18 protein-coding genes, 6 tRNA genes and 1 rRNA gene are annotated in these 23166 nt (G+C 33.2%); 7 read left to right on the top strand and 18 right to left on the bottom strand.

The window, feature by feature from the left end:
- Together ST1E_RS00905 and ST1E_RS00900 are read right to left on the bottom strand one after the other, a co-directional pair.
- Nucleotides 1-77: transfer RNA gene (locus ST1E_RS00905), tRNA-Ile, on the bottom strand.
- 138 nt (nucleotides 78-215) lie between these two features.
- A 16S ribosomal RNA gene (locus ST1E_RS00900) occupies nucleotides 216-1746 on the bottom strand.
- A gap of 371 nt (nucleotides 1747-2117) precedes the next feature.
- Here ST1E_RS00900 and earP point away from each other — a divergent pair.
- The 3 genes from earP (at nucleotide 2118) to ST1E_RS00885 (ending at nucleotide 4366) form a co-directional block, all read left to right on the top strand.
- Nucleotides 2118-3227 (top strand): elongation factor P maturation arginine rhamnosyltransferase EarP, encoded by a 1110-nt coding sequence (gene earP, locus ST1E_RS00895; RefSeq protein WP_015389372.1) that lies wholly within the window; start codon nucleotides 2118-2120, stop codon nucleotides 3225-3227.
- A gap of 102 nt (nucleotides 3228-3329) precedes the next feature.
- Nucleotides 3330-3887, top strand: coding sequence for an elongation factor P (efp, locus tag ST1E_RS00890; RefSeq protein ID WP_015389371.1), 558 nt, complete (start codon nucleotides 3330-3332; stop codon nucleotides 3885-3887).
- A gap of 20 nt (nucleotides 3888-3907) precedes the next feature.
- The gene (locus ST1E_RS00885) at nucleotides 3908-4366 is read left to right on the top strand and encodes a DUF1178 family protein (RefSeq protein WP_015389370.1); all 459 of its coding nucleotides are present in this window, start codon (nucleotides 3908-3910) and stop codon (nucleotides 4364-4366) included.
- Nucleotides 4367-4498: 132 nt separating this feature from the next.
- Here ST1E_RS00885 and ST1E_RS00880 read toward each other — a convergent pair.
- The 7 genes from ST1E_RS00880 to cysS all read right to left on the bottom strand — a co-directional run bounded on the left by ST1E_RS00880 (nucleotide 4499) and on the right by cysS (nucleotide 10249).
- Nucleotides 4499-4575 (bottom strand) — tRNA-Arg (locus ST1E_RS00880).
- An 87-nt stretch (nucleotides 4576-4662) separates the two neighbouring features.
- Nucleotides 4663-4754 (bottom strand) — tRNA-Ser (locus ST1E_RS00875).
- Between the two features lie 15 nt (nucleotides 4755-4769).
- Nucleotides 4770-6017 carry an aspartate kinase gene (locus tag ST1E_RS00870; RefSeq protein ID WP_015389369.1) on the bottom strand — a complete coding sequence of 416 codons (1248 nt, stop codon included), beginning with the start codon at nucleotides 6015-6017 and terminating at the stop codon, nucleotides 4770-4772.
- A gap of 88 nt (nucleotides 6018-6105) precedes the next feature.
- A complete protein-coding gene (tilS, locus tag ST1E_RS00865; protein ID WP_015389368.1) occupies nucleotides 6106-7122 on the bottom strand; it encodes a tRNA lysidine(34) synthetase TilS in 1017 nt (338 codons plus the stop codon).
- A gap of 18 nt (nucleotides 7123-7140) precedes the next feature.
- The gene (locus ST1E_RS00860; RefSeq protein WP_015389367.1) at nucleotides 7141-8100 is read right to left on the bottom strand and encodes an acetyl-CoA carboxylase carboxyltransferase subunit alpha; all 960 of its coding nucleotides are present in this window, start codon (nucleotides 8098-8100) and stop codon (nucleotides 7141-7143) included.
- Nucleotides 8101-8139: 39 nt separating this feature from the next.
- On the bottom strand, nucleotides 8140-8766 hold the full coding sequence (locus ST1E_RS00855; protein WP_015389366.1) for a DNA-3-methyladenine glycosylase family protein: 627 nt from the start codon (nucleotides 8764-8766) through the stop codon (nucleotides 8140-8142).
- A 31-nt stretch (nucleotides 8767-8797) separates the two neighbouring features.
- Nucleotides 8798-10249: a cysteine--tRNA ligase gene (gene cysS / locus ST1E_RS00850; protein WP_015389365.1), complete on the bottom strand. Its 1452-nt coding sequence runs from the start codon at nucleotides 10247-10249 to the stop codon at nucleotides 8798-8800.
- A 246-nt stretch (nucleotides 10250-10495) separates the two neighbouring features.
- Here cysS and ST1E_RS00845 point away from each other — a divergent pair, with 246 nt between their 5' ends.
- The 3 genes from ST1E_RS00845 (at nucleotide 10496) to ST1E_RS00835 (ending at nucleotide 12417) form a co-directional block, all read left to right on the top strand.
- The gene (locus ST1E_RS00845; protein WP_015389364.1) at nucleotides 10496-11026 is read left to right on the top strand and encodes a tetratricopeptide repeat protein; all 531 of its coding nucleotides are present in this window, start codon (nucleotides 10496-10498) and stop codon (nucleotides 11024-11026) included.
- Between the two features lie 124 nt (nucleotides 11027-11150).
- Nucleotides 11151-11654 (top strand): peptidylprolyl isomerase, encoded by a 504-nt coding sequence (locus ST1E_RS00840; protein WP_015389363.1) that lies wholly within the window; start codon nucleotides 11151-11153, stop codon nucleotides 11652-11654.
- On the top strand, nucleotides 11635-12417 hold the full coding sequence (locus ST1E_RS00835) for a UDP-2,3-diacylglucosamine diphosphatase (RefSeq protein WP_015389362.1): 783 nt from the start codon (nucleotides 11635-11637) through the stop codon (nucleotides 12415-12417). Before ST1E_RS00840 ends, ST1E_RS00835 begins: the two co-directional genes overlap by 20 nt.
- A gap of 9 nt (nucleotides 12418-12426) precedes the next feature.
- Here ST1E_RS00835 and ST1E_RS00830 read toward each other — a convergent pair whose 3' ends face one another.
- The 4 genes from ST1E_RS00830 to ST1E_RS00815 form a co-directional block, all read right to left on the bottom strand.
- On the bottom strand, nucleotides 12427-13245 hold the full coding sequence (locus ST1E_RS00830) for an undecaprenyl-diphosphate phosphatase (RefSeq protein WP_015389361.1): 819 nt from the start codon (nucleotides 13243-13245) through the stop codon (nucleotides 12427-12429).
- Nucleotides 13246-13276: 31 nt separating this feature from the next.
- Nucleotides 13277-14851 carry a TerC family protein gene (locus ST1E_RS00825; protein WP_015389360.1) on the bottom strand — a complete coding sequence of 525 codons (1575 nt, stop codon included), beginning with the start codon at nucleotides 14849-14851 and terminating at the stop codon, nucleotides 13277-13279.
- Nucleotides 14852-14904: 53 nt separating this feature from the next.
- On the bottom strand, nucleotides 14905-15672 hold the full coding sequence (locus ST1E_RS00820; RefSeq protein ID WP_015389359.1) for an inositol monophosphatase family protein: 768 nt from the start codon (nucleotides 15670-15672) through the stop codon (nucleotides 14905-14907).
- Nucleotides 15673-15798: 126 nt separating this feature from the next.
- A complete protein-coding gene (locus ST1E_RS00815) occupies nucleotides 15799-16578 on the bottom strand; it encodes a mechanosensitive ion channel family protein (RefSeq protein WP_015389358.1) in 780 nt (259 codons plus the stop codon).
- A gap of 260 nt (nucleotides 16579-16838) precedes the next feature.
- Here ST1E_RS00815 and mutS point away from each other — a divergent pair, with 260 nt between their 5' ends.
- Nucleotides 16839-19463, top strand: coding sequence for a DNA mismatch repair protein MutS (gene mutS, locus ST1E_RS00810; protein ID WP_015389357.1), 2625 nt, complete (start codon nucleotides 16839-16841; stop codon nucleotides 19461-19463).
- A 50-nt stretch (nucleotides 19464-19513) separates the two neighbouring features.
- Here mutS and dapA read toward each other — a convergent pair whose 3' ends face one another.
- The 5 genes from dapA to ppk1 all read right to left on the bottom strand — a co-directional run bounded on the left by dapA (nucleotide 19514) and on the right by ppk1 (nucleotide 23130).
- Complete coding sequence (gene dapA, locus ST1E_RS00805; protein WP_015389356.1) at nucleotides 19514-20410, bottom strand: 4-hydroxy-tetrahydrodipicolinate synthase; 897 nt, start codon at nucleotides 20408-20410, stop codon at nucleotides 19514-19516.
- A 98-nt stretch (nucleotides 20411-20508) separates the two neighbouring features.
- A tRNA-His gene (locus ST1E_RS00800) sits at nucleotides 20509-20584 on the bottom strand.
- A 65-nt stretch (nucleotides 20585-20649) separates the two neighbouring features.
- Nucleotides 20650-20726: transfer RNA gene (locus ST1E_RS00795), tRNA-Arg, on the bottom strand.
- A 176-nt stretch (nucleotides 20727-20902) separates the two neighbouring features.
- Nucleotides 20903-20979, bottom strand: a tRNA-Pro gene (locus ST1E_RS00790).
- A gap of 93 nt (nucleotides 20980-21072) precedes the next feature.
- On the bottom strand, nucleotides 21073-23130 hold the full coding sequence (gene ppk1, locus ST1E_RS00785; RefSeq protein WP_015389355.1) for a polyphosphate kinase 1: 2058 nt from the start codon (nucleotides 23128-23130) through the stop codon (nucleotides 21073-21075).
- Nucleotides 23131-23166: the final 36 nt, after the last annotated feature.

Below are 23166 nucleotides of genomic sequence, written 5' to 3'. Positions count from 1 at the left end.
TGGTGGGTCTAGTTGGACTTGAACCAACGACCCCCGCCTTATCAAGACGGTGCTCTAACCAGCTGAGCTACAGACCCATACCTATTACTGATCACACTATATACAATGCAATATAAAATCAATAGATAATCTGTCATAACCAGCGCTTACTAACAATCACAGCTATTTTAACAACCGATAATTGTGGATACTTAATACTTAGTTTTAATGCTCTTAAAGGAGGTGATCCAGCCGCACCTTCCGATACGGCTACCTTGTTACGACTTCACCCCAGTCATGAATCCTACCGTGGTAATCGCCCTCCTTTCGGTTAGGCTAACTACTTCTGGTAAAACCCACTCCCATGGTGTGACGGGCGGTGTGTACAAGACCCGAGAACGTATTCACCGCAGCATGCTGATCCGCGATTACTAGCGATTCCGACTTCACGTAGTCGAGTTGCAGACTACGATCCGGACTACGATCGGGTTTCTGGGATTAGCTCCCCCTCGCGGGTTGGCGACCCTCTGTCCCGACCATTGTATGACGTGTGAAGCCCTACCCATAAGGGCCATGAGGACTTGACATCATCCCCACCTTCCTCCGGTTTGTCACCGGCAGTTTCATTAGAGTGCCCTTTCGTAGCAACTAATGACAAGGGTTGCGCTCGTTGCGGGACTTAACCCAACATCTCACGACACGAGCTGACGACAGCCATGCAGCACCTGTGTTCTAGTTCTTTTTCAAGCACTCCTAAATCTCTTCAGGATTCTAGACATGTCAAGGGTAGGTAAGGTTTTTCGCGTTGCATCGAATTAATCCACATCATCCACCGCTTGTGCGGGTCCCCGTCAATTCCTTTGAGTTTTAATCTTGCGACCGTACTCCCCAGGCGGTCAACTTCACGCGTTAGCTGCGCCACTAAGACCCGAAGGTCCCAACAGCTAGTTGACATCGTTTAGGGCGTGGACTACCAGGGTATCTAATCCTGTTTGCTCCCCACGCTTTCGTGCATGAGCGTCAGTGTTATCCCAGGAGGCTGCCTTCGCCATCGGTGTTCCTCCGCATATCTACGCATTTCACTGCTACATGCGGAATTCCACCTCCCTCTGATACACTCTAGTTCGGTAGTTAAAAATGCAGTTCCAAGGTTAAGCCCTGGGATTTCACATCCTTCTTTCCGAACCGCCTGCGCACTCTTTACGCCCAGTAATTCCGATTAACGCTTGCACCCTACGTATTACCGCGGCTGCTGGCACGTAGTTAGCCGGTGCTTATTCTGCAGGTACCGTCATTCATGTTGGGTATTATCCAACACTGTTTCTTCCCTGCCAAAAGTGCTTTACAACCCTAAGGCCTTCATCGCACACGCGGAATGGCTGGATCAGGGTTTCCCCCATTGTCCAAAATTCCCCACTGCTGCCTCCCGTAGGAGTCTGGGCCGTGTCTCAGTCCCAGTGTGGCTGGTCGTCCTCTCAGACCAGCTACGGATCGTTGCCTTGGTGGGCCATTACCTCACCAACTAGCTAATCCGATATCGGCCGATCCAATAGCGTGAGGTCCGAAGATCCCCCACTTTCCCTCTTAAGGAATATGCGGTATTAGCTACGCTTTCGCGTAGTTATCCCCCACTATTGGGCACGTTCCGATATATTACTCACCCGTCCGCCACTCGCCACCAGACCGAAATCTGTGCTGCCGTTCGACTTGCATGTGTAAAGCATTCCGCTAGCGTTCAATCTGAGCCAGGATCAAACTCTTCAGTTTAATCTCTGTATTTTTTATACGTAATTTAAGTCTGATTTAGACTTAGAATACGTCGCTACCCAAAAAATGAACGGGGTCTTAGAGTATTTCTCTAAAACCATGTACATTATTGAGTACTTTTATCTAATTAGCTAAATGTAAAATCTTACATTCTAAAACTAGCATCAAGTACCCACAATTATCGATTGTTTGTTGTTAAAGAGCATAGTCCTGACAATTAATTACTTATCAGTTGCAGAAAAAGAATTCTCGCTCTTAATAAGAAAAATGTCAATATTTTTTTGTTGTCTAAAATTTTAAAACAACACAAACCTTTAATTAATGATTTGAATATGTCATTTTACAATGATTAGTGTAAGGATTATATTACCATGAAAGCAGATATTTTTTGCAAAATTATAGATAATTATGGCGACATAGGTTTTTGCTGGAGATTAGCAAAAAATTTATCTTGTGATTATAAATGGACTATTAGATTAATAGTGGATGACCTTAAAGTATTTTCTTTTATAAATGAAGAGGTTAATTCGACTATAGATAGCCAAGTACTGATGAATATCAATATAGTTAAATGGGAGGTATTTTTAAAACAAAAACTAAACCCTAGCAAGATCATCATAGAAACATTCTCATGCGATATTCCAGATAGTCTTAAAAAAATTATAGCAAGAAATGTAAATATTTTTACTTGGATAAATATAGATTATCTAAGTGCTGAACAATGGGTAGAAAATTGCCATCTACTTTCATCAAGATTACCTAATGGACTAAAAAAAACTTTCTTTTTCCCTGGTTTTACAAATAAAACAGGCGGATTGATAATAGAGGATAGTTTTTTAAAAACCAAGGAATACCTAAAAAATTCTACTTACAATCAAGAAAATTTCTTAAAAAAAATTGGCATAAACTACAAAAGATCAGAATTTATTTTCTGTTTGTTATTTTGTTATCCTAGCGCTCCCGTTAATAAACTTATAACAAGCATGGAACACCTTAATAAAAAAATAGTATTAATAGTAAATAATGATTCTATTTTTGCTAATAACTACAGTACAGATAACCTTAAGTTAGCTTCAATTCCATTTATAAATCAGGAAAATTTTGATAAACTGATTTGTTGTATGGATATAAATTTTATAAGAGGAGAAGATTCTTTTGTAAGAGCTTTATTATCTGGTAATCCACTGGTTTGGAATATATATGAGCAGGAAAACAATGCTCATATAGACAAACTAAAATCTTGGTTAAATTTGAATAATTTTCCTGATACAATAAAGAGGTTAATGTATTCATGGAATAATTTTGGGGAAGAAACAGTAGGAAATACTATTAAGATTGCAATGTCTGATAAAAATTGGAATTTATGGAAAGATCATTCTAGAATATTAGCTGAAAAACAGATATCGAATAAATCCCTTGGTGAAAACTTGGTGGAATTCTGTATAAGTCAGCAAAGTCATAAGATCACCTCTTCGCTATAAATTATGTATTTGTTACATATGCTATCTTGTATAGTGTATAAGTAAAATACCTAGAAATTATATTAAAAAATATAGAAAATAAAATTTGGAGTTTTAATATAAATGAAAACTGCTCAAGAACTAAGAGTTGGTAATGTTGTAATGGTTTCTGGAGAACCATTAGTTGTACAAAGAACAGAATATAATAAATCAGGTAGAAATTCTGCTGTTGTTAGGATGAAGTTTAAAAACCTACTGATAGGATCAGTGAGTGAATCTGTATATAAAGCTGATGAAAAATTTGACTTAATACAACTAGATCGTAAAGAATGCACTTATTCATATTTTAATGATCCAATGTATGTTTTTATGGATGAAGACTTTAATCAACATGAAATAGAAAAAGAAAGCATGGGTGATTCTCTCAAATACTTGCAAGATGGCATGGAAGCAGAGGTTGTGTTCTATGATGGAAAAGCTATATCAATAGAGTTACCTAACACGATAGTAAGAAAAATAACCTACACTGAGCCAGCCGTTAGAGGGGACACTTCAGGAAAAGTAACAAAACCTGCACAGATAAGCACAGGTCATGAGATCAATGTACCATTGTTTTGCAAAATAGACGACAATATAGAAATTGATACAAGAACTAATGAGTATAAACGTTTAGTGAACTAAATTTATTATCATAAAACAACATGACAGTTAAAGTTTTTGATTTAAAGTGTAACTACGGGCATATTTTTGAGGGATGGTTCTCATCATCTGATGAGTTTAATAATCAACGTTCTAAAAAAATAATAGAATGCCCATTCTGTGCTTCTAGCGAAATTACGAAATTAGTTTCAGCTCCTTATGTTAATACACATTCCGGATCCGATGTAACTAATAAGACAAAAACAGATAGCCTGTCAGATAAAACTAATATCGCAAATACACAAATAAATATAATAAAAGGAATACGCAAAATTCTAAAAGAAGCAGAGGATGTGGGATCTAATTTTGCAGATGTGGCTAGGAAAATTCACGATGGTGATGCAGAAAAAAGATCCATAAAAGGAACGGTTACAAAAGAAGAACATAAATCCTTACAAGAAGAAGGAATAGAAGTCCTAAGCATTCCTGAGTTCCTAGAAGATCCTTCATCAATGCATTAAATAAACTAAAAAACCACCTATTATTAGCTCATGTGATCAGGAAATAATTACAAATAGGTTTATTATAAATATCCTAAACCTCTTCATCACTTATGATCATTAACTGATTCAATATATGTGTTTATAAACCAGTGGTGCGCCCGGCAGGATTTGAACCCACGACCCCTTGGTTCGTAGCCAAGTACTCTATCCAACTGAGCTACGGGCGCAATTAACATCCTAAATTAATACGCACTAATTCTATATTGTTTTTAAAAAATCTGCAACAATACTCTACGTATTAAAATACATAAAAATGGCGGAGGCAGTGAGATTCGAACTCACGGTGCAGTTTTAGCCACACACTCCCTTAGCAGGGGAGCCCCTTCAGCCACTCGGGCATGCCTCCGTTTAAAACTAATCTCTATTTATCAAGATCAAATGCTTTATGTAGTGCTCTTACAGCTAACTCCATATATTTATCATCTATAATGACAGAGGTTTTTATTTCACTAGTACTGATCATCTTAATATTTATACCCTCTTGGGCTAAGGTCTTAAACATTAAACTTGCTATACCAACATGAGAACGCATACCAACACCAACTATAGACACTTTAGCTACCTTTTCATCAACAGCTAAATCTTTTGCTTTAACAGCTGGTATAACTTGATTCCTCAGAACATCAACAGTATGCTTAAAATCATTGCGATTTACAGTAAATGAAAAGTCGGTGGTACCAGAAACAGATTGGTTTTGAAGAATCATATCAACTTCTATATTAGCATCTGCTACAGGACCAAGGATTGAATGAGCAATACCAGGAGTGTCAGGAACAGATAATACGGTAATCTTAGCTTCATCACGACTAAAAGCAATACCAGAAACTACAGCAGATTCCATTTTCCCATCTTCCTCAAAATTAATTAATGTACCTGAACTCATTTCTATTTCAAGAGAAATAAGGGGATCAGTCAATGAAGACAATACCCTAGTAGGAACACTATACTTGCCAGCAAATTCTACAGATCTTATCTGTAATACCTTAGAACCAAGAGATGCCATTTCCAGCATTTCCTCAAAAGAAATCTGAGAAAGTCTACGAGCTTCTGGAACCACTCTAGGATCTGTCGTATAAACACCATCTACATCAGTATATATTAAACACTCTTGTGCCTTCAAAGCAGCAGCTACAGCAACTGCAGAAGTATCAGAACCACCTCTACCCAAGGTTGTTATATTTCCTTCTGGATCGACTCCTTGAAATCCTGTAATAACAACAACCTTGCCTTGGGCTAGATCATCTTGAACTTTAGTCCCTTCTATAGATACGATTCTAGCTTTTGTGTAAGAAGAATCAGTATTTACTGGAACTTGCCATCCAGCATAACTTCTAGCAGAGACTCCTTCCTTTTGTAAAGCTATAGCCAACAAAGCGCTACTAGCCTGCTCCCCTGTAGATGCTAACATATCCATTTCTCTCACATCAGGGAAAGGAGAAATCTCTCTAGCAAGACCGAGCAGGCGATTTGTTTCACCAGACATAGCTGACGGAACAACTACGATCTTGTGACCAGCTGCATGCCACTTTGCTATGCGACGAGCCACATTTTTTATGCGCTCGACAGAACCCATCGATGTTCCACCGTACTTATGAACGAATAAAGCCATATAACACTCTATATGAAAAAATATTATGAACTTGCTTATTGTAAAATAATAAATTGATTTTGTCTCGAAATATTAAAAAATAATATCCTTAATTGTTGAATTTAGAAAATTCTATCCATACTAATCCCTTATGACACAATATAGCATGTTCCCCATATTTAACTTGCATAAATCTATCGTAGCCTAGTGAATGTAAATTAGCAAGTTGCCTGCATAGGTTATTAACAAAAGATTCTGAAGGCATACTTAAATTATTTATTAAAAACCAATATCTTAAAACTTGTATTTTTCTATAAATTGAATCAATAGAACGCCATCTAGAAAGCGAAAAACTGCTATCATTATTAATCTTTAATTTATCAAAATCTAATTTAGCAAAATTCTCTAACATGTCTGAGGCAATAGACATTTGAGATGCATGTCTGTACAGAGAATCCCTCCATTTTGGCCAATATTTATCTAATTGAGGAGCTAAACAATTTCTAACAATAGACCTTGCAGTAGAATTATCTGCGTTAGTTGGATCGTTAACTGGATACCAGGATGTAGAGTTCGAGAATAGATTCATTTCAGAACTAATTATTTCTTTAGGTATATTTAACCAAGGTCTAATATATGATTTACCATTTTTTATTGAAATATTTCTCATGGCACCCATCCCCTTTATACCCGAGCCACGCAATAATCTTAAAATAACGGTTTCAGCCTGATCATCTTTATGATGAGCTAAAAAAAGATGTTCTATTTCATAAAAACCAAGCAAATCATCAAATGCCTTGTATCTAGAATTTCTAGCAGAAGCTTCTAAACCATATTTACTTTTACGATCTACATAAATTTTCTTCTCATGAAAAGGAGTTTTCAATAGATTAGCTAGATCATGAGCTCTTTCAGACCAATAGTTAGAATCATTTTGTAAACAATGGTTAATATGAAATAAAAATAGAGAAATCTTCAAATCACTGGCAACCTTAGATGCAGTTATTGATAACATAGCAGAATCCATGCCCCCGCTAAGGCCCACGGCAATTCTTTTAGGAATAGTATCTAAATTAAGTAAAGAGTATTTTAAGGGATCATAAAGATGTTTAGAAACCACATACATATTTAGTTCCAGTAATTATTAAAGCTTTTGAAATGAACCGAAGGATAATATTTTACTGAGTCTCTGTTTAATAAAATAATCAGGATTTGAGCTATGTAACTGCTTAGTAGCATCTGTTAAAGCATTGTGTAATGATTGATACATAAGCGCATAATTTCTATGAGCCCCACCCATTGGCTCTTTTACTATTATATCTATCAATCCTAAATTTTTTAACCTTTGGGCTATTATAGCTAAAGCATCTGCGGCCTCAGGAGCTTTATCAGAATTTCGCCAAAGTATAGAAGCACAACCCTCAGGAGAAATAACAGAATAGGTGGAATACTGTAGCATTAAAACTATGTTTCCGATAGCAATGGCCAGAGCTCCACCTGATCCACCCTCTCCTATAATGGTGGTGATTATAGGCACTTTTATCTCAGACATTGTGTACAAATTTCTACCAATGGCTTCAGATTGACCTCGTTCTTCTGCTCCTACTCCTGGATAGGCACCAGGGGTATCGATAAAAGTAAAGATAGGAATATTGAATTTCTCTGCAAGTCTCATCAAGCGCAGTGCTTTTCTGTAACCTTCAGGTTTAGGCATTCCAAAATTACGCATTGCTCTCTCTTTTGTACCTCTACCTTTCTGATGGCCAATTATCATACAAGATCTATCGTTAAATCTTGCTAATCCGCCTATTATAGATTGATCATCAGAATACATTCTGTCGCCATGCAACTCATTAAAATCGCTAAATAATCCATTTATATAATCTAATGTATGCGGACGTTGTGGATGTCTTGCAACCATAGATACTTGCCATGGAGTTAGGTTTGCATAAATCTCTTTAGTTAGTTGCTGGCTCTTGTTTTCTAATTTTCTTACTTCATCAGATATATCTGTTGCAGAATCAGTCTGAACATAACGCATCTGCTCTATTTTTTCTTCTAATTCCGCTATGGGTTGCTCAAAATTCAGGAATATATTTCGCATATTAAAATTTCAGGTAATAATTCTATTACATATTATATACTACTGCTGCTCTATGCTACACCATAAATACCAAGAGGCAACGGTACGCCAAGGTCTCCATGCCATTGAAACTTCTCTAGCCTCAAAACGAGATACTGGTTCTCCACTAAAATAGTGGAGGGATATAGCTCTAATTAATCCAGCATCATCTAAAGGCATAACATCAGGTCGACATAAACTAAAAATTAAAAACATCTCTGAAGTCCAACGTCCTATTCCTTTTATAGAAGACAGCTCAGAAATAACTGACTCATCATCCATACTAACCCATTTATCAGGATTAATTTTTTTTTCATAAAAATGAATAGCAAGATCGTTTAGGTATTCTACTTTTCTTCTTGGAAGACCAATGCTATTTAAATTTTCTCGTCTGCAGCATATAATATCTTCAGGAGAAGGAAGCTTGCCAAATATCTTTATAAATTTTCCCCAAATAACACAAGCTGATTTGGTAGATATTTGTTGGTTTACTATAGAGTGAACGAGTGTAATAAAAGGAGACTCGGAAGGCAAAAGCTTTTTTTCTGAATATAATGGGATAATCCTCTTCAAGATCCTATCCTTTTTTTTGAGATCTGAAACTGCTTGTTCCCAATAATCAGGTTGGCTGGAATTTATGTATAGCATTTTTATATAATAATCCTTTACATTAATTACCTTAGGTACGACGCCAATTAGTAGTGCCATCAGATTTGTCTTCTAGCTCAATACCAGAATCATTTAACATTGATCTAATTTTATCAGCTTCTAAATAATCATTATTCTTTTTAAAATTACTCCTTTTATATATTAAATGCTCTATATCTTCTTTTGAGATTATATTTAATGAGTCATTGTTTACAGAAATTCTATATCTTGTTGGTTCTGAGAAATAAACTGTTGGATTTTGAGATAAAATACCTAGCACTCCAGCTAGAGATTTAAGTTGTTTTGCACTACGGACACATTTATTTTTATTTGCTTTTGATGCCAAGTCAAAAAGTATCGCTATAGCACTAGGTGTATTGAAATCATCATTCATGGCCGACTTAAAAGAAATAGCGAACTGGTCGCTCCAATCAATCTCACAATCTCCTTCTACATTAATATTAAAGAGCGTTAGGTATAATTTGTCTAAAGAATTTTGAGCATCTACTAGATTCTCAAATGCATAATTTTGCTTGCTGCGATAATGACTTCTTATTATAAAAAATCTTAACATCTCTGCTTCTCGAGTATTAACTTCATAATAGAACTCATTAGGTGAAATTTTTTTACCAACTGCTTGACGAATAGTGTAGTAGTTGCCCAACGATTTTGACATTTTAGCATCATCAACCATTAAAGATCCGCAGTGCATCCAGAAATTAGCAAGATTTACATCAAAAGCCCCCTCGGTTTGAGCTATCTCATTCTCATGATGTGGGAATATAAGATCTGGTCCACCTCCATGTATATCTATAGGATTTCCTAATATAGATCTACTCATTGCAGAACACTCTATATGCCATCCAGGACGACCTGGTCCATAACAAGACTCCCACTTACTATCATCAGGATCATCTTTTTTAGAAGACTTCCATAAAACAAAATCCAGAGGATCTGCCTTAAAAGAAGATACTGGAACACGATTTCCAGATCTTAATTCGGTTAAATTTATCCCTGATAACTTACCATAATTAGTAAAATTTTTAATTGAAAAATTAACATCACCGTCTAATGACTTATAAGCAAGCCCCTTGTTTTCAAGCAATTTTATAATGCTAACCATTTCATTTACATAATTAGTTGCTCTAGGCTCTTTAAATGGAGTTTCTATACTTAAAGCCTTTTCATCCATATGCATAGCTGACACATAAAAATCAGTAATTTCCCTTATACTTTTGTTTTCACTCAAAGATTTGTTGATAATTTTATCATCTATATCTGTGATGTTTCGGACATATCTTACATTAAATCCGATATGCCTTAACCAACGCTGCACTACATCAAAAACCACCATTATCCTAGCATGTCCTAGATGACAGTAATCGTAAACTGTCATGCCGCAGACATACATATTAACTACATTATCATTAATAGGTTTAAAATCACTTTTAGCTTTGGTTAACGTATTATATATTTGCAACATAGTGGTATATTAAAAATAATCCTAATATTAAAATTAAAAGATCAGTAGCTTACACAATAATTGTATCTTTATAACCTACTTGCTGTGTTATATGTGCTTATGTGGTTAAATCTGCAGGATAGAAGCATTAATGGTAGCAAAATAATACACATAAGGACGAGATCCAAATACAATTCAATACCCATTTAAAGGAATATTATTTTGAAGTGTAAAATAAATAGCATAAACGTATCTATTATAATTCTTATGCTTTATTTAATTGTTTCAACTAAAACCACATTAGCTGGAGAATACTATACAACACAACAAACAACTAAATCAAATATAAATAATAAAACCTGGTTAAATAAATTAATAATTGAGAACAGTTACTTGAGCTCTCATAAAGATCAAGTAAAAACAAATTCTAATTCAGAAAATTATATCAAAAAAACAAAATCCCACATAAAGGAACAGATTGATTCTTTAATAGAAAATGATCAATATGAATATGCACTACAGTTAGTAAAAGAAAATAAAATAAACACAAGTGATAATAGAACAAGTATAGATATACAATTGGCTCTTAGGGAAGCAATTATATTAAATAAACTAGGGTATCAAGATAAAGCTTATGAACTATATAAAGAAATGACAATTTTGTTTCCAGAAATTCCTGAGCTATGGAATAACTTAGCAATTGTCTGTGCTGAAAAAGGACTTGCAGATGAAGCAATTTATAACATAAATATGTCTATAAAATGTTGTCCTATATATGAAACTGCAAAAAAAATATAAATGTAATTAACAAATTAACCAACAAAAGATAACTATTTTAATTAGCTAATCATAATATGATAGAATTATTACTCTACATTTACTGTAGAAAAAATCACAAATAATAACTGATATTTTATAAATCATGTGCAAAGCTAAAATACAAACAAATTATGGCAGTATTATTGTTCTTCTTGATAAAGAAAAATCTCCAAAGACAGTTGAAAACTTCTTAAAATATATAGACAAAAATTTTTATAACGGCACAATATTTCACCGTGTTATAAAAGGATTTATGATACAAGGTGGTGGATTATTACCATGCTTAACTAATAAAGAAAATCTAGAAAATCCCATAGAAAACGAGGCAGATAATGGTTTAAAAAATAATATTTATACTATAGCTATGGCAAGAACAAATAATCCTCATTCTGCCACCTCACAATTTTTCATAAATACTGCTGACAATGGATTTCTTGATCATAAATCACCTACTTCAAATGGTTGGGGATATGCAGTATTCGGCAAAGTAATAGAAGGAACAGAGGTAGTCGATAAAATAAACAATATGAAAACCTCAAGCAAAGGATTCTATAATGATGTTCCGATCGATGATGTTAAGATAGAAAATGTCGAAATCATTGAATAAGATAAATTTTTTTGGGGAAACATGGCTGGCTTCAGATTTCCATCTATCTGAGCATACTCCCAAAACCTCAAAAATATTTATAAAATTCCTAGAAAAAGCATCAGCTAGTTCAAGTAATTTAATATTACTAGGAGACATTTTTGATGCTTGGATAGGAGACGATTTCATAAAAAGTAATGATTCATTATGGCTTTTTACAATAATTAAATCAATAAAAATAGCATCTAAATATATAAGTATTTACATATTACCTGGGAATAGAGATTTCTTGCTAGGTGAAAATTTTTCTAATATTTCTAGTGCATCTTTAATACTTGATTCTCAGATAATTTTAGAAAATAATTATCAGGAAATAATGATTAGTCATGGAGACGAATTATGTACAGATGACATAGAATATCAAAAATTCAGAACAACTGTTCGTAATAAAGATTGGAAAAAAAAATTCTTGCAAAAAAGCTTACCAGAAAGAAATATTATTGCAAAAAACTTACGAGAATACAGTAAATTTTCTAATATCAATAAGTCGAAAGAAGTAATGGATATAAATGAGCTGGAGATAGAAAAAAAATTTAAAGATATTAATGGTCTATCAAAAATGATACATGGCCACACTCATATTAAGAAAAAACATACTTATCACGTGAATAATAAAATTTGTGAAAGATGGGTACTGCCTGATTGGGATTATGATTTTTCTAAAAAAACCAGAGGGGGATGGATTATTGTAAAAAACAATACCATAAATTACTGTGATTTCTAGACACAATTCTTAACATATAAATAAAATCAAAATACCAACCATTATTCTATATAATGCAAAAACAATATAGCTGTTTGTCTCTACAAACCTTACTATGTATTTTACTAAAAAAAAAGCGGAGATAAATGCTGATATGGAACCAATAAAAATGCTTGAGAAATCGATATAAGATAGGTTGTTTATGTTGAACCATAAATCATATAAAGAGGCTCCTAACATAGTAGGTATAGCTATTATAAATGAATATCTTGTGGCAATACTTCTACTAAGTCCTGATAGCATACCACCTATAACTGTAGCTCCAAATCTAGATACACCAGGTATCATGGAAATGCATTGTGCGAAACCTACACATAAAGATTGCTTAATAGAAATATTATACAAATCAGAGTAGCAACATGATTTCTCTTTAGAATTAATATTTCTTCTATTCTCAACTGCGATAATTATCAATCCTCCTATTATAAGAGAAATAGCTATTAAACTAGGACAAAGAAATAATTTCTTTATATATCTTATAAAGATGGCTCCTACAATAATAGATGGCATAACAGAAAATATTACTTTAGCTAAAAATAACAAGTATCTAACATCTAATCTAAGAACCCCTAATAATATATCAAAAATATAATATCTAAATAAGAATATTGCTGAGAATATAGCCCCTACCTGTATAAACACCTCAAAAACCATACCATTGCAAGAATTAAAATTAATTAACTTTCCAATAAAAATTAGGTGTGCTGTACTTGAAACCGGAATAAATTCTGTTAAACCTTCTACTATTCCTAGAAAGCAAGCCTTAATTAAAACCAAAAACTGATCCATATATAAAACTTCAGTAACTATCAATCTATATTTATTCTATGCAAGATAAATTATCGAGAAATAACTTAGTAACTCTAACAAGAGATATTCTCCTATTGTCACACTTTAGAACTTCAAATTTAAATGTGCCATTATATGCAATGTATTCCCAAGTATCACCTATATTTGGCAACGCCCCAAAATTAGCCAATAAATAACCAGCCATTGTCGAATAATCATTTGAGTCATTTATCAACCAATCAATTTCTAGAACTTGCTCCACATGATGTAAATCAGCAGAACCATCTATAATCCATCTATCCGTACCATCTTCAATAATTGTAGGTAATTCATCCTCGTCAGGAAATTCACCAGCTATCGCTTCAAGGACATCTATTGGAGTTACTAACCCCTCTATCTCTCCAAATTCATCAGCAACAAGAGCTATCTGCACTCTGGATCTTTTAAACATTTCCATTAACTTTAAGATGCTGGTAGATTCATGTATTATGACTGGTTCTCGCAATTTATCTAACTTTAATCGTCCATCATCAGTTGCCAAATTTATAATCATTTCTTTAGCTCGACCTATTCCGACGACTTCTTCAAGAGATCCTTTGCAAACTGGGAAAAAGCTATGTGGTTCGTTCATCAACTGCTCTCGAAGAGTTTCTGAGGTTTCATTAATATTAACCCAAGAAATATCAGTTCTAGGAGTCATGATTGAAAGTATGGATCTCTCTGCTAGGGTTAAGACACCACTTACCATATTTCGTTCTTCTATACCGAAATCATTAGTATTCAATGAAGGAGTATTTATTGATTCATAATCATCATTAACAACAGTTCTTTTTCCTAACATGCGTAAAACAGCTTCAGCAGTCCTCTCCCTCATTGGCCGCCGAGTATCTATTTTTGACAGATTTCTACGATAAATATTATTTAAGGCTTCTATAGATATAGAAAAACCAATTGCTGCATATAAATAACCTTTCGGTACTATATAACCAAAACTCTCAGATATTAATGAAAATCCTATTATAAGCAAAAAACCTAGGCACAAGACTACAACACTGGGATGAGTATTTACAAAAATAGTTAATGGCTTAGATGCCAAAATCATAATACCTGTAGCAATAATTGCAGCTATCATCATAATAGCTAGATGATCAACCATGCTAATAGCTGTTATAACAGAATCTAGTGAAAAAACAGCATCAAGAACAACTATTTGAGCAACAATAACCCAAAAGCTAGCATATACTCGAGCTCCAATCACTTCAGATACATTACCATTTATACGATCGTGCAGTTCCACGGTGCTTTTAAATAAAAGTAATATACCCCCTGTCAACATAATCAAATCACGACCGGAAAATATACTAAAGTGAAATAAGGGGTTGGTTAATGTTAATAACCAAGACATGCATGATAAAAATATCATGCGGACTATTAAAGCAAAACCTAAACCGATAATTCTAGCATTGTCTCTTTGTCCAGGAGGTAGCTTATCTACAAGAATTGCGATAAAAACTAAATTATCTATCCCTAAAACAACCTCAAGAATGACCAGAGTAAATAATCCAACTAATGCAGTCGGGTCCTGTAGCCAGTCTAACAAATACATCTCCACAAATTAAAAAACAACTATTCATAATATTTCAATTATTAATTCTCATTCTATTTAGCTAAAGACTTATTGATATTATTCTTCAAAAGAGAAAATATTTTAGGAGTAGCTGCAATTATTTGTCTAGATTCTAACCAATCTTGATCACCATTAAAATCTGTTATCAAGCCACCAGCCTCAGAAACCAGAAGGCTTCCAGCAATTAGATATTTTCTATTAAGATCACCGTATCCATAAAAACCATCCAGACGCCCACAAGCTACATAAGCTAAACCAAGAGCAACTGATCCTATACGCCTTGTAGATAAGCAATATACACCATGACTCTTATCTAAATGATTGTCATTATCTATATTGTCAGAACCATCTCCGATCAAAGAATTACTTAAACTAATTTGCCCAGACACTCTAATACGACGATCATTCAGAAAAGTTCCAGATCCTCTACGTGAAGTAAATAGATCGTTACGAACAGGATCATAAACTACTGATTGCAAAATATTACCATTTTGGATCAATACTATCGAAATTGCATAAAATGGAAATCCATAAGCAAAATTAATTAGTCCATCTATAGGACAAATAACCCATAAAAACCCCTTATGGTTTTTCAAATCTCTAAGATTACCAGGAGAAACAACATGATCAGGATATGCCGTTAAAATTACCAACTTAGCAGCTTCTTCTGCTAATCGATAAGCTTCATCAGCATATTCATTTATTAATTGTCGAGAGACATTAACTCTTTCTAAATCTAAACTAAAACGACTTAAAACTGAACTAGATCTCCTAACTGCTTTAACAGCAATATTTAACATCGGATGCATAACAAAATACCATACAAAACTTATTGAAAAATAATTCAAAAAACTAAAATCAAACCTATCGCTAAAAAATCCCTATAAAAAAGCTGAGAATTTTTAATTAACTAAATAACATAGCACCTAATTTAAGTTGCTATTTATTACGATAGGAGCCTCTATTCCAGCAGCACCAAGAGAAACCCATATTTGATGATACAGCCCCCATCTTAAATCCCAATAATTAGAAGAATCAGACCAAACCCTGACATTAATTACTATACTAAATTCTTTATATTCTACTACCTTAACTAATGGTGTAGGATCGACAAGAACTAAAGAATTAGATTTAACAACATCTGTAATAGTATCGAGGGCTAGATTTATATCAGATTTGTAACTAATTGAAACTGGTATATCCACACGTCTAATAGAATTCCTGCTAAAATTCACAATAGTAGAATTCCATAAAATGCTATTTGGTAATGTTAAGCTAGTTCCATCATTTTGAGTTATTCTAGTTAAAAAAAGACCAATCTCACTAACAGTACCTTCTTCTCCTGATTTTAGGCAAATAAACTCACCAGATCTTACTGGTCTAAGCAATAATAACATAATACCAGCTGCAATATTCTGTAGAGTTCCTTGCAAAGCTAAGCCAATAGCTAAACCAGCTGCACCAAGCAGGGCTATTATGCTTGTTGTTTCTAGCCCAAATCTTGCTAAGACTGTTATAACTGTAAAAAATCTTATGCTCCATATAGCCAAAGAACTTAATATCGGAACTACAGTAACATCAATATGAGGAGAAAATTTTATAGCTTTTGAAAACCATTGACCTACAATAGAAGAAAGCCACCAACCAAAGATTAGTATAAAAATAGAAACAGAAACATTAATTAAAAAATCTTTTACCAAAATCATAAAATCTCCAATTCTAGAATTCTAACCATTTTAATTATATCTCATGAAATAAACAAAAAATTAAATACTAAATTATAAAAGTTAATTTTTATTCGTTTACAATAAATTATATATTGATATATAAGTATAATAGGCAAAATAATTACGTTATTTAAGAAATCAATATAGCAATACAATTTACATTGATCTATTTTTATAAATATTTTATTAAAAAGATTATATCCTTTAAGTTACTAACAAGATTAAATATAAAATTCTTCATGGAAACATCATCACATTACAAAATACCAGTTTCTAAAGAAGGGCTTACCCCTTTGATGCAACAATACATATCATTAAAAAAAGAAGCTGGATCCATGCTGCTACTGTTTAGATTAGGCGATTTTTATGAATTATTTTATGATGATGCAGAAAAAGCTTCTCGTCTACTAAACCTAACCCTTACAAAAAGAGGGTTTGCAAATGGAATTCCAATACCAATGGCTGGTATACCAGCCAGCTCTCTAGAGCAATACTTATCAAGATTACTAGAGCATGGGGAATCAATAGCTATCAGTGAGCAAATAAATGAAAATTTTTCAAACATCAAAAATAATTTAGTTGAAAGAAAAATAGTTAGAGTAATTACACCAGGCACAATCATAGAGGATTCATTGCTTCCTCTAAAATCAGACCGTGCTTTAGTTGCAATTAATACAACAAAAGATGGTAAAACTGGCATAGCTTACTTGAATTTAGCTAATGGAGACTTCAAGATAGTAGCCCATTCTACAGAAGAAAATATTAATTCAGAATTACATAGACTGTCACCAGCAGAAATAATATTTTCAGAAACTACAGACATTAATACAAGGCAATATGATTTTACTGCAAAATATACTCCAGTCCCAGAATGGCATTTCGAATATGAAAATGCTATCAGCTATTTACTAGAACATTTTAGAATAGACTCTCTTTCTAGCTTTGGATTGGATGGCAATCACCAGAATATAGGAGCGGCTGGAGCATTAATTAGATACGCTAGCCGATCACAGTCTAAAGAACTCTCGCATATCCAAAATATATATATTGAAAGGACTGATCAATTAGTATTTTTAGATTCAATAACCAGAAAAAACTTAGAGATCAACAAAACTATAAATGGAGATGATAGCCCAACTCTTTTCTCTATTTTAGATAGATGTTGCACACAAATGGGTAGTAGATTACTAAGAAAATGGTTAAACAATCCCACACAAATTACTTCTACTATTCTTTTGCGGCAAAACGCAATATCATCGCTGATAAATTATTTTTTCTATAAAACTGACATAAAAATAAATAATTTAGATTTAATTAAATCTAAATTAAAACAAATACCAGACATAGAGAGAATGTTATCTAGAATAGCATTAAAATACATCAGACCGCGTGAAATAGCTAATCTTAAGAGTTCTATGAAGTTATTGCCTGATTTATATAGTTACATAAAACTAATAAAAGAATCAGAATTAATAGAAAATATTAATGAATCCATATTAATAGATCCGGGCATATCAGAATTTCTTAATATGTCTATATCTGAAGATCCTCCTGTGTCTCTAAAAGATGGAGGAGTAATAGCCTATGGATTCGACAAAGAATTAGATGAACTACGAAGTATATCCGATAATAATAGTAATTTTATAAAAAAACTAGAAGAAGCAGAGAAAGCAAAAACCGGGGTAAATAATTTAAGAATATCTTTTAGTAAGATCTTTGGTTTTTATATTGAAATAACAAAAAGTCAACTCAACAAGGTTCCTAGTACATACAGGCGTCTACAAACTCTAAAAAGTACTGAACGCTTTACAATACCGGAGTTAAAACAATGGGAAGAACGCATTCTTTCTTCTAAAGAAAAAGCAATATCTCGTGAAAAATTTCTATATGATACTGTTCTACAGTACCTTATGAACAAAATAAAAGAAATATCTTTATGCGCTAAATCATTATCTGAGTTGGATGTCTTGATAAGTTTGGCCGAACATTCATATATAAATAGTTGGGTGCCTCCGATTATTAGCGATAAAACAGAAATAATAATTGATAATGGTAGACATCCAGTGGTTGAGGTTAATACCAAAATATTTACCCCTAATGATTGTATTCTAAACGATGAAAAAAGAATGATTGTTATTACTGGCCCTAATATGGGTGGCAAATCTACTTATATGAGACAAGTAGCACTAATAACATTATTAGCAAAAATAGGGTCTTTTGTGCCAACTAAAAAAGCAACAATTGGTAATATAGACAGAATTTTTACAAGAATTGGAGCATCAGATGATATTTCTGGAGGCAAGTCTACCTTTATGGTAGAAATGATAGAAACAGCTGCTATATTGTCAGCAAGCACCAACAGAAGCTTAGTACTAATTGATGAAATAGGAAGAGGAACATCTACCAATGACGGAATGTGTTTAGCATGGTCTATAGCAGAAAGAATGATCAATTTTAATAGATCACTAACTTTATTTGCTACCCATTACTTCGAACTAACACAAATACCTTGCGAATCACAAAATGCTATTAATGTACATTTATCTGCCATAGACTCTGGTGATGACATAGTATTTTTACATGAAGTTAAACTAGGTCCAGCCAATCAAAGTTATGGGATACAAGTAGCACGAAAAGCGGGAATACCTATTAAGGTAATAGAGAATGCAAGGGAAAAATTAAATAATATAGACACGATAAATACAAAAACCTGTATATCTGAAAACAGATCACAATACAAAAATAAAGCTGCGGAGGAGAACATTTACAGAGAAATCAAATCTATCAATGTGGACGCTATAACCCCTATTGAGGCTATAAATAAATTATATGAAATAAGAGATTTAGTAAATAAATTAGAATAATAAAGAAAAGATCATAAACCCCGTTAGGAGTGAATGATCTCACTTTATAACTAAATCAAGCCGACTTCTCTCATTGCTTTAATAACAATTTCTTTATTGTTTTCACCAATCTCTACCAATGGCAACCTGTATCCTAATTGAGATCTGTTTAGTTTACTAAGAGCCCATTTTACTGGTATAGGATTAGCCTCTATAAACAATGCTTTGTTTAATGAAGCTAATCTAAAATTTAATTCTCGTACTTTTGAAACATCGCCTGATATTGCTGCATCACATAAATCACGCACTAAACGAGGTGCTATATTAGCTGTAACAGAAATATTGCCACTTGCTCCTAACATAATAAGAGCCGCTGCAGTTGGATCATCTCCACTAAAAACCTGAAAATTAGAAGGCACATCCTTCATTAAGAGTACACCTCTAGGAATATCACCAGTAGCATCCTTTATACCTATAATTCCAGGAACTTCAGACAAACGTAATACTGTATCATTACTTATATCAGCAACAGTACGTCCAGGAACATTGTATAGAATTATGGGTAAATCAGTAGCTTCAGAAATAGCCTTAAAATGACGATACATTCCCTCCTGGGAAGGTTTGTTATAATAAGGGACTACAGATAAACCAGCATGTGCTCCAACAGATTTGGCATGTTTTGTTAGATACACCGCTTCACTTGTAGAATTAGCTCCAACTCCTGCTATTACAGGAATACGTCCATCAGAATGCTCCACAGCAACGCGTATTAAATTAGCATGCTCTTCCAAAGAAACAGATGGAGATTCACCTGTAGTACCAACTACTACTAGAGCATTTGTTCCTTCAGATATATGCCAATCAATTAAGGAACGATAAGCCTGATAATCAAAACTGCCATCAGGAAACATTGGGGTAACTAGGGCAACTATACTGCCCCCAAAAGAACAACTCACAGGAGATGCCATAGATAGGGCTCCAAAACACTGCTAATGAAAAATATTGTAGTTATGATCAGCTACTATAACCTCTATTAATACATAGGAATGTAGTAATAGTAATAAAATGGGGTGGCCGATGGGGCTCGAACCCACGACAACCGGAATCACAATCCGGGACTCTACCAACTGAGCTACAGCCACCATTATATACATAAGGGAGATATTACCACATTTTAATTTTTATGGAAACATGAGAAGTTAATAAATGGCGCGGCAGGAGGGATTCGAACCCCCGACCCCGAGCTTAGAAGGCTCGTGCTCTATCCTACTGAGCTACTGCCGCACTAGAAATTTGTAAAGAACTAAATTAATAAATCAAGTTCGAAAAACTCAAATAAGCTTAAGCAATCTTTCAAATAATTAGTTTATTAAAAGACTAATCCCATACTAAAAGTTGTTAAGTTTATTAATCAAGAAATACAACATCTACTCATGAAACAAATAGTAAGATACAAAAAATGGTCGGGGCGGTGGGATTCGAACTCACGACCCTCTGCTCCCAAAGCAGATGCGCTACCAGACTGCGCCACACCCCGAAAAATCATAATTGTTTAATTCTACCATATTAATTGCAATTGTGAATAGTATATAATCCAAAATTATAAACATAAAGTTGTTTTTAGAAAAAATTATCTTATTAGCCAACTTCCATATTCCCTCATAAGAAAATCCTGCACACTGAATATCCTTTCAGTAGAATTAGATCTGATTTTATTATAATCATAATCTCTTTTATCCCAAGAAAATTGATTATCCATTAATGGCAATAAAAATGCTTCTCTAATAATTCGTTGTTTAATATCTTCGTTTTGTACTGGAAATGCAATCTCGAGTCTCTTAAAAAAATTACGCCCCATCCAATCAGCTGAAGAAAGATAAACTTTTTCTTGGCCATTTGAGTAAAAATAGAAGGCTCTTGAGTGTTCTAGGAACCTTCCAACTATAGACCTAACTACTATATTTTCAGACAAATTTGCAACACCTGATCTTAAAGTACAAACTCCCCTAACTATCAAATAGATCTTAACCCCATAACAGCTAGCTCTATATAACTCATTAATGATATTTGGGTCTACAAGAGCATTCATTTTTGCCATTATAATAGATTTTTTTCCATTGCAGGCATATAGAGATTCTTCTCTAACCATAGATATTAAATTATCATACAAAGTTAATGGAGAATATAAAAGGACATCCATAGCAGCATATGTCCTTGATCCCGTTAGTTTTAGGAATAATTTATCTATATCGTCACATAATTTTGGTTCAGATGTTAGTAATCCAAAATCAGTATAGTAGTCTGCAGTACTCTGGTGATAATTACCAGTACTAAGATGCACATACTTCTTTACACCATCTTCTTCTTGACGTAATATAAGTGCCATTTTTGCATGAGTTTTATACGGTAACACACCATACAAAACATCAACTCCAAATTTTTCAAGTTCAAAAGACCAATTTATATTTGTTTGTTCATCAAAACGAGCCATTAATTCCAATACTACAGTTACCTTTTTACCCATTTTTGCAGCTATTAATAATATTTTCATAAGCTCCGAATTGTCACCAGTACGGTAAATTGTTTGTTTTATGGCTACAACACAAGGATCAATTGCAGCAGCCATTAAAAAATTAATGACTAATCGAAATGATTGATAAGGATGATGCAAAAGAATATCTCTATGTTTTAAATACCTAAAAAAACATGATGATGTTGATTTTTGATAATTTAAAGAAATTGGTAATGATGATTTATTTATTGGGAATTTCAAATTAGGTAAATCAACACTATTATAGATATAGATGAAAGTAGATAAATCCAAAGTTCCTTGAATTCTGTAAGTATCGTATCTGCTTAAAGAAAATTTCTTTTGTAAAAATAACTCTAATTGCGATGAAGCTTGAGAATTAATTTCCAATCTGACAGGAGATCCTAAATCTCGCAGTAATAAACTTCTTTGTACATATTCTCTTATATCAACAATATTTTCTTTTAAAAACAAGTTGCTGTTTCGTGTAATTCTAAATTGATCACATCTATACAACTTATACGAAGGAAATAAGTATTCAATAAATGTTATTAATAAAGAAGTTAATAAAATATAACTGTATTTATATTCTGATAAAACATCAGGAATTTTTATTAATCTCGGCAAAACTGAAGGAACTTGTACTAAAGCTATGTGCTTATTGAACAATGAATCTCTTTTAGCTAAATTTACTATGAAAACTAGACATTTATTTGGAAAATTTGGGAATGGATGATTATCCTCCATTAGAACAGGGGAAAGTAATTTTTTTATGTCGTTAATAAATAAATTTTTCGCCCATTCAAATTGCTCTCTGTTTAGCCTATAAATATCAATTATTTTTATATCTTTTGATTGTAATACAGGTAACAAAACTTTATAAAACAAAACATACTGTTTTTGAACTATAGAACGTATCTCCAAATATAGTTTTTGAAAACTTCTAGAATACACGCTAGTATAAAGATTTTTAAAATTAGATACACGCACCTCAAAAAACTCGTCAATATTCAAACTTACTATACATATATACTTTAGTCTCTCTAACAAAGGAATTTTAGGATCTTCTACAAGGTAAAGAACACGCTCATTAAATTTTAGAAAAGATAATTCTCGATCCAATAGTGAAGATTTTAAGCTAAAGTTTTTTCTATTCATATATAAAAACTCATCGTTAATATGTTTTTATAATAT

Source organism: Candidatus Kinetoplastibacterium galatii TCC219, from assembly GCF_000340905.1.
In the GTDB taxonomy this organism is placed as follows: Bacteria; Pseudomonadota; Gammaproteobacteria; order Burkholderiales; family Burkholderiaceae_B; genus Kinetoplastidibacterium; species Kinetoplastidibacterium galati.
The sequence above is the reverse complement of the archived record's forward strand: the minus strand, read 5'-3'. Positions and strand labels throughout refer to the sequence as shown.

Bases quoted from the DNA above. Each gene is read 5' to 3' on its own strand.
- ppk1 (WP_015389355.1), bottom strand. From the start codon at position 23,130: ATGAATAGAAAAAACTTTAGCTTAAAATCTTCACTATTGGATCGAGAA.
- ST1E_RS00870 (WP_015389369.1), bottom strand. From the start codon at position 6,017: ATGGCTTTATTCGTTCATAAGTACGGTGGAACATCGATGGGTTCTGTC.
- mutS (WP_015389357.1), top strand. From the start codon at position 16,839: ATGGAAACATCATCACATTACAAAATACCAGTTTCTAAAGAAGGGCTT.
- earP (WP_015389372.1), top strand. From the start codon at position 2,118: ATGAAAGCAGATATTTTTTGCAAAATTATAGATAATTATGGCGACATA.
- ST1E_RS00885 (WP_015389370.1), top strand. From the start codon at position 3,908: ATGACAGTTAAAGTTTTTGATTTAAAGTGTAACTACGGGCATATTTTT.
- ST1E_RS00840 (WP_015389363.1), top strand. From the start codon at position 11,151: ATGTGCAAAGCTAAAATACAAACAAATTATGGCAGTATTATTGTTCTT.
- ST1E_RS00860 (WP_015389367.1), bottom strand. From the start codon at position 8,100: ATGCGAAATATATTCCTGAATTTTGAGCAACCCATAGCGGAATTAGAA.
- ST1E_RS00825 (WP_015389360.1), bottom strand. From the start codon at position 14,851: ATGTATTTGTTAGACTGGCTACAGGACCCGACTGCATTAGTTGGATTA.
- ST1E_RS00845 (WP_015389364.1), top strand. From the start codon at position 10,496: ATGCTTTATTTAATTGTTTCAACTAAAACCACATTAGCTGGAGAATAC.
- dapA (WP_015389356.1), bottom strand. From the start codon at position 20,410: ATGGCATCTCCTGTGAGTTGTTCTTTTGGGGGCAGTATAGTTGCCCTA.
- tilS (WP_015389368.1), bottom strand. From the start codon at position 7,122: ATGTATGTGGTTTCTAAACATCTTTATGATCCCTTAAAATACTCTTTA.
- ST1E_RS00830 (WP_015389361.1), bottom strand. From the start codon at position 13,245: ATGGATCAGTTTTTGGTTTTAATTAAGGCTTGCTTTCTAGGAATAGTA.
- ST1E_RS00855 (WP_015389366.1), bottom strand. From the start codon at position 8,766: ATGCTATACATAAATTCCAGCCAACCTGATTATTGGGAACAAGCAGTT.
- cysS (WP_015389365.1), bottom strand. From the start codon at position 10,249: ATGTTGCAAATATATAATACGTTAACCAAAGCTAAAAGTGATTTTAAA.
- ST1E_RS00820 (WP_015389359.1), bottom strand. From the start codon at position 15,672: ATGTTAAATATTGCTGTTAAAGCAGTTAGGAGATCTAGTTCAGTTTTA.
- ST1E_RS00835 (WP_015389362.1), top strand. From the start codon at position 11,635: ATGTCGAAATCATTGAATAAGATAAATTTTTTTGGGGAAACATGGCTG.
- ST1E_RS00815 (WP_015389358.1), bottom strand. From the start codon at position 16,578: ATGATTTTGGTAAAAGATTTTTTAATTAATGTTTCTGTTTCTATTTTT.
- efp (WP_015389371.1), top strand. From the start codon at position 3,330: ATGAAAACTGCTCAAGAACTAAGAGTTGGTAATGTTGTAATGGTTTCT.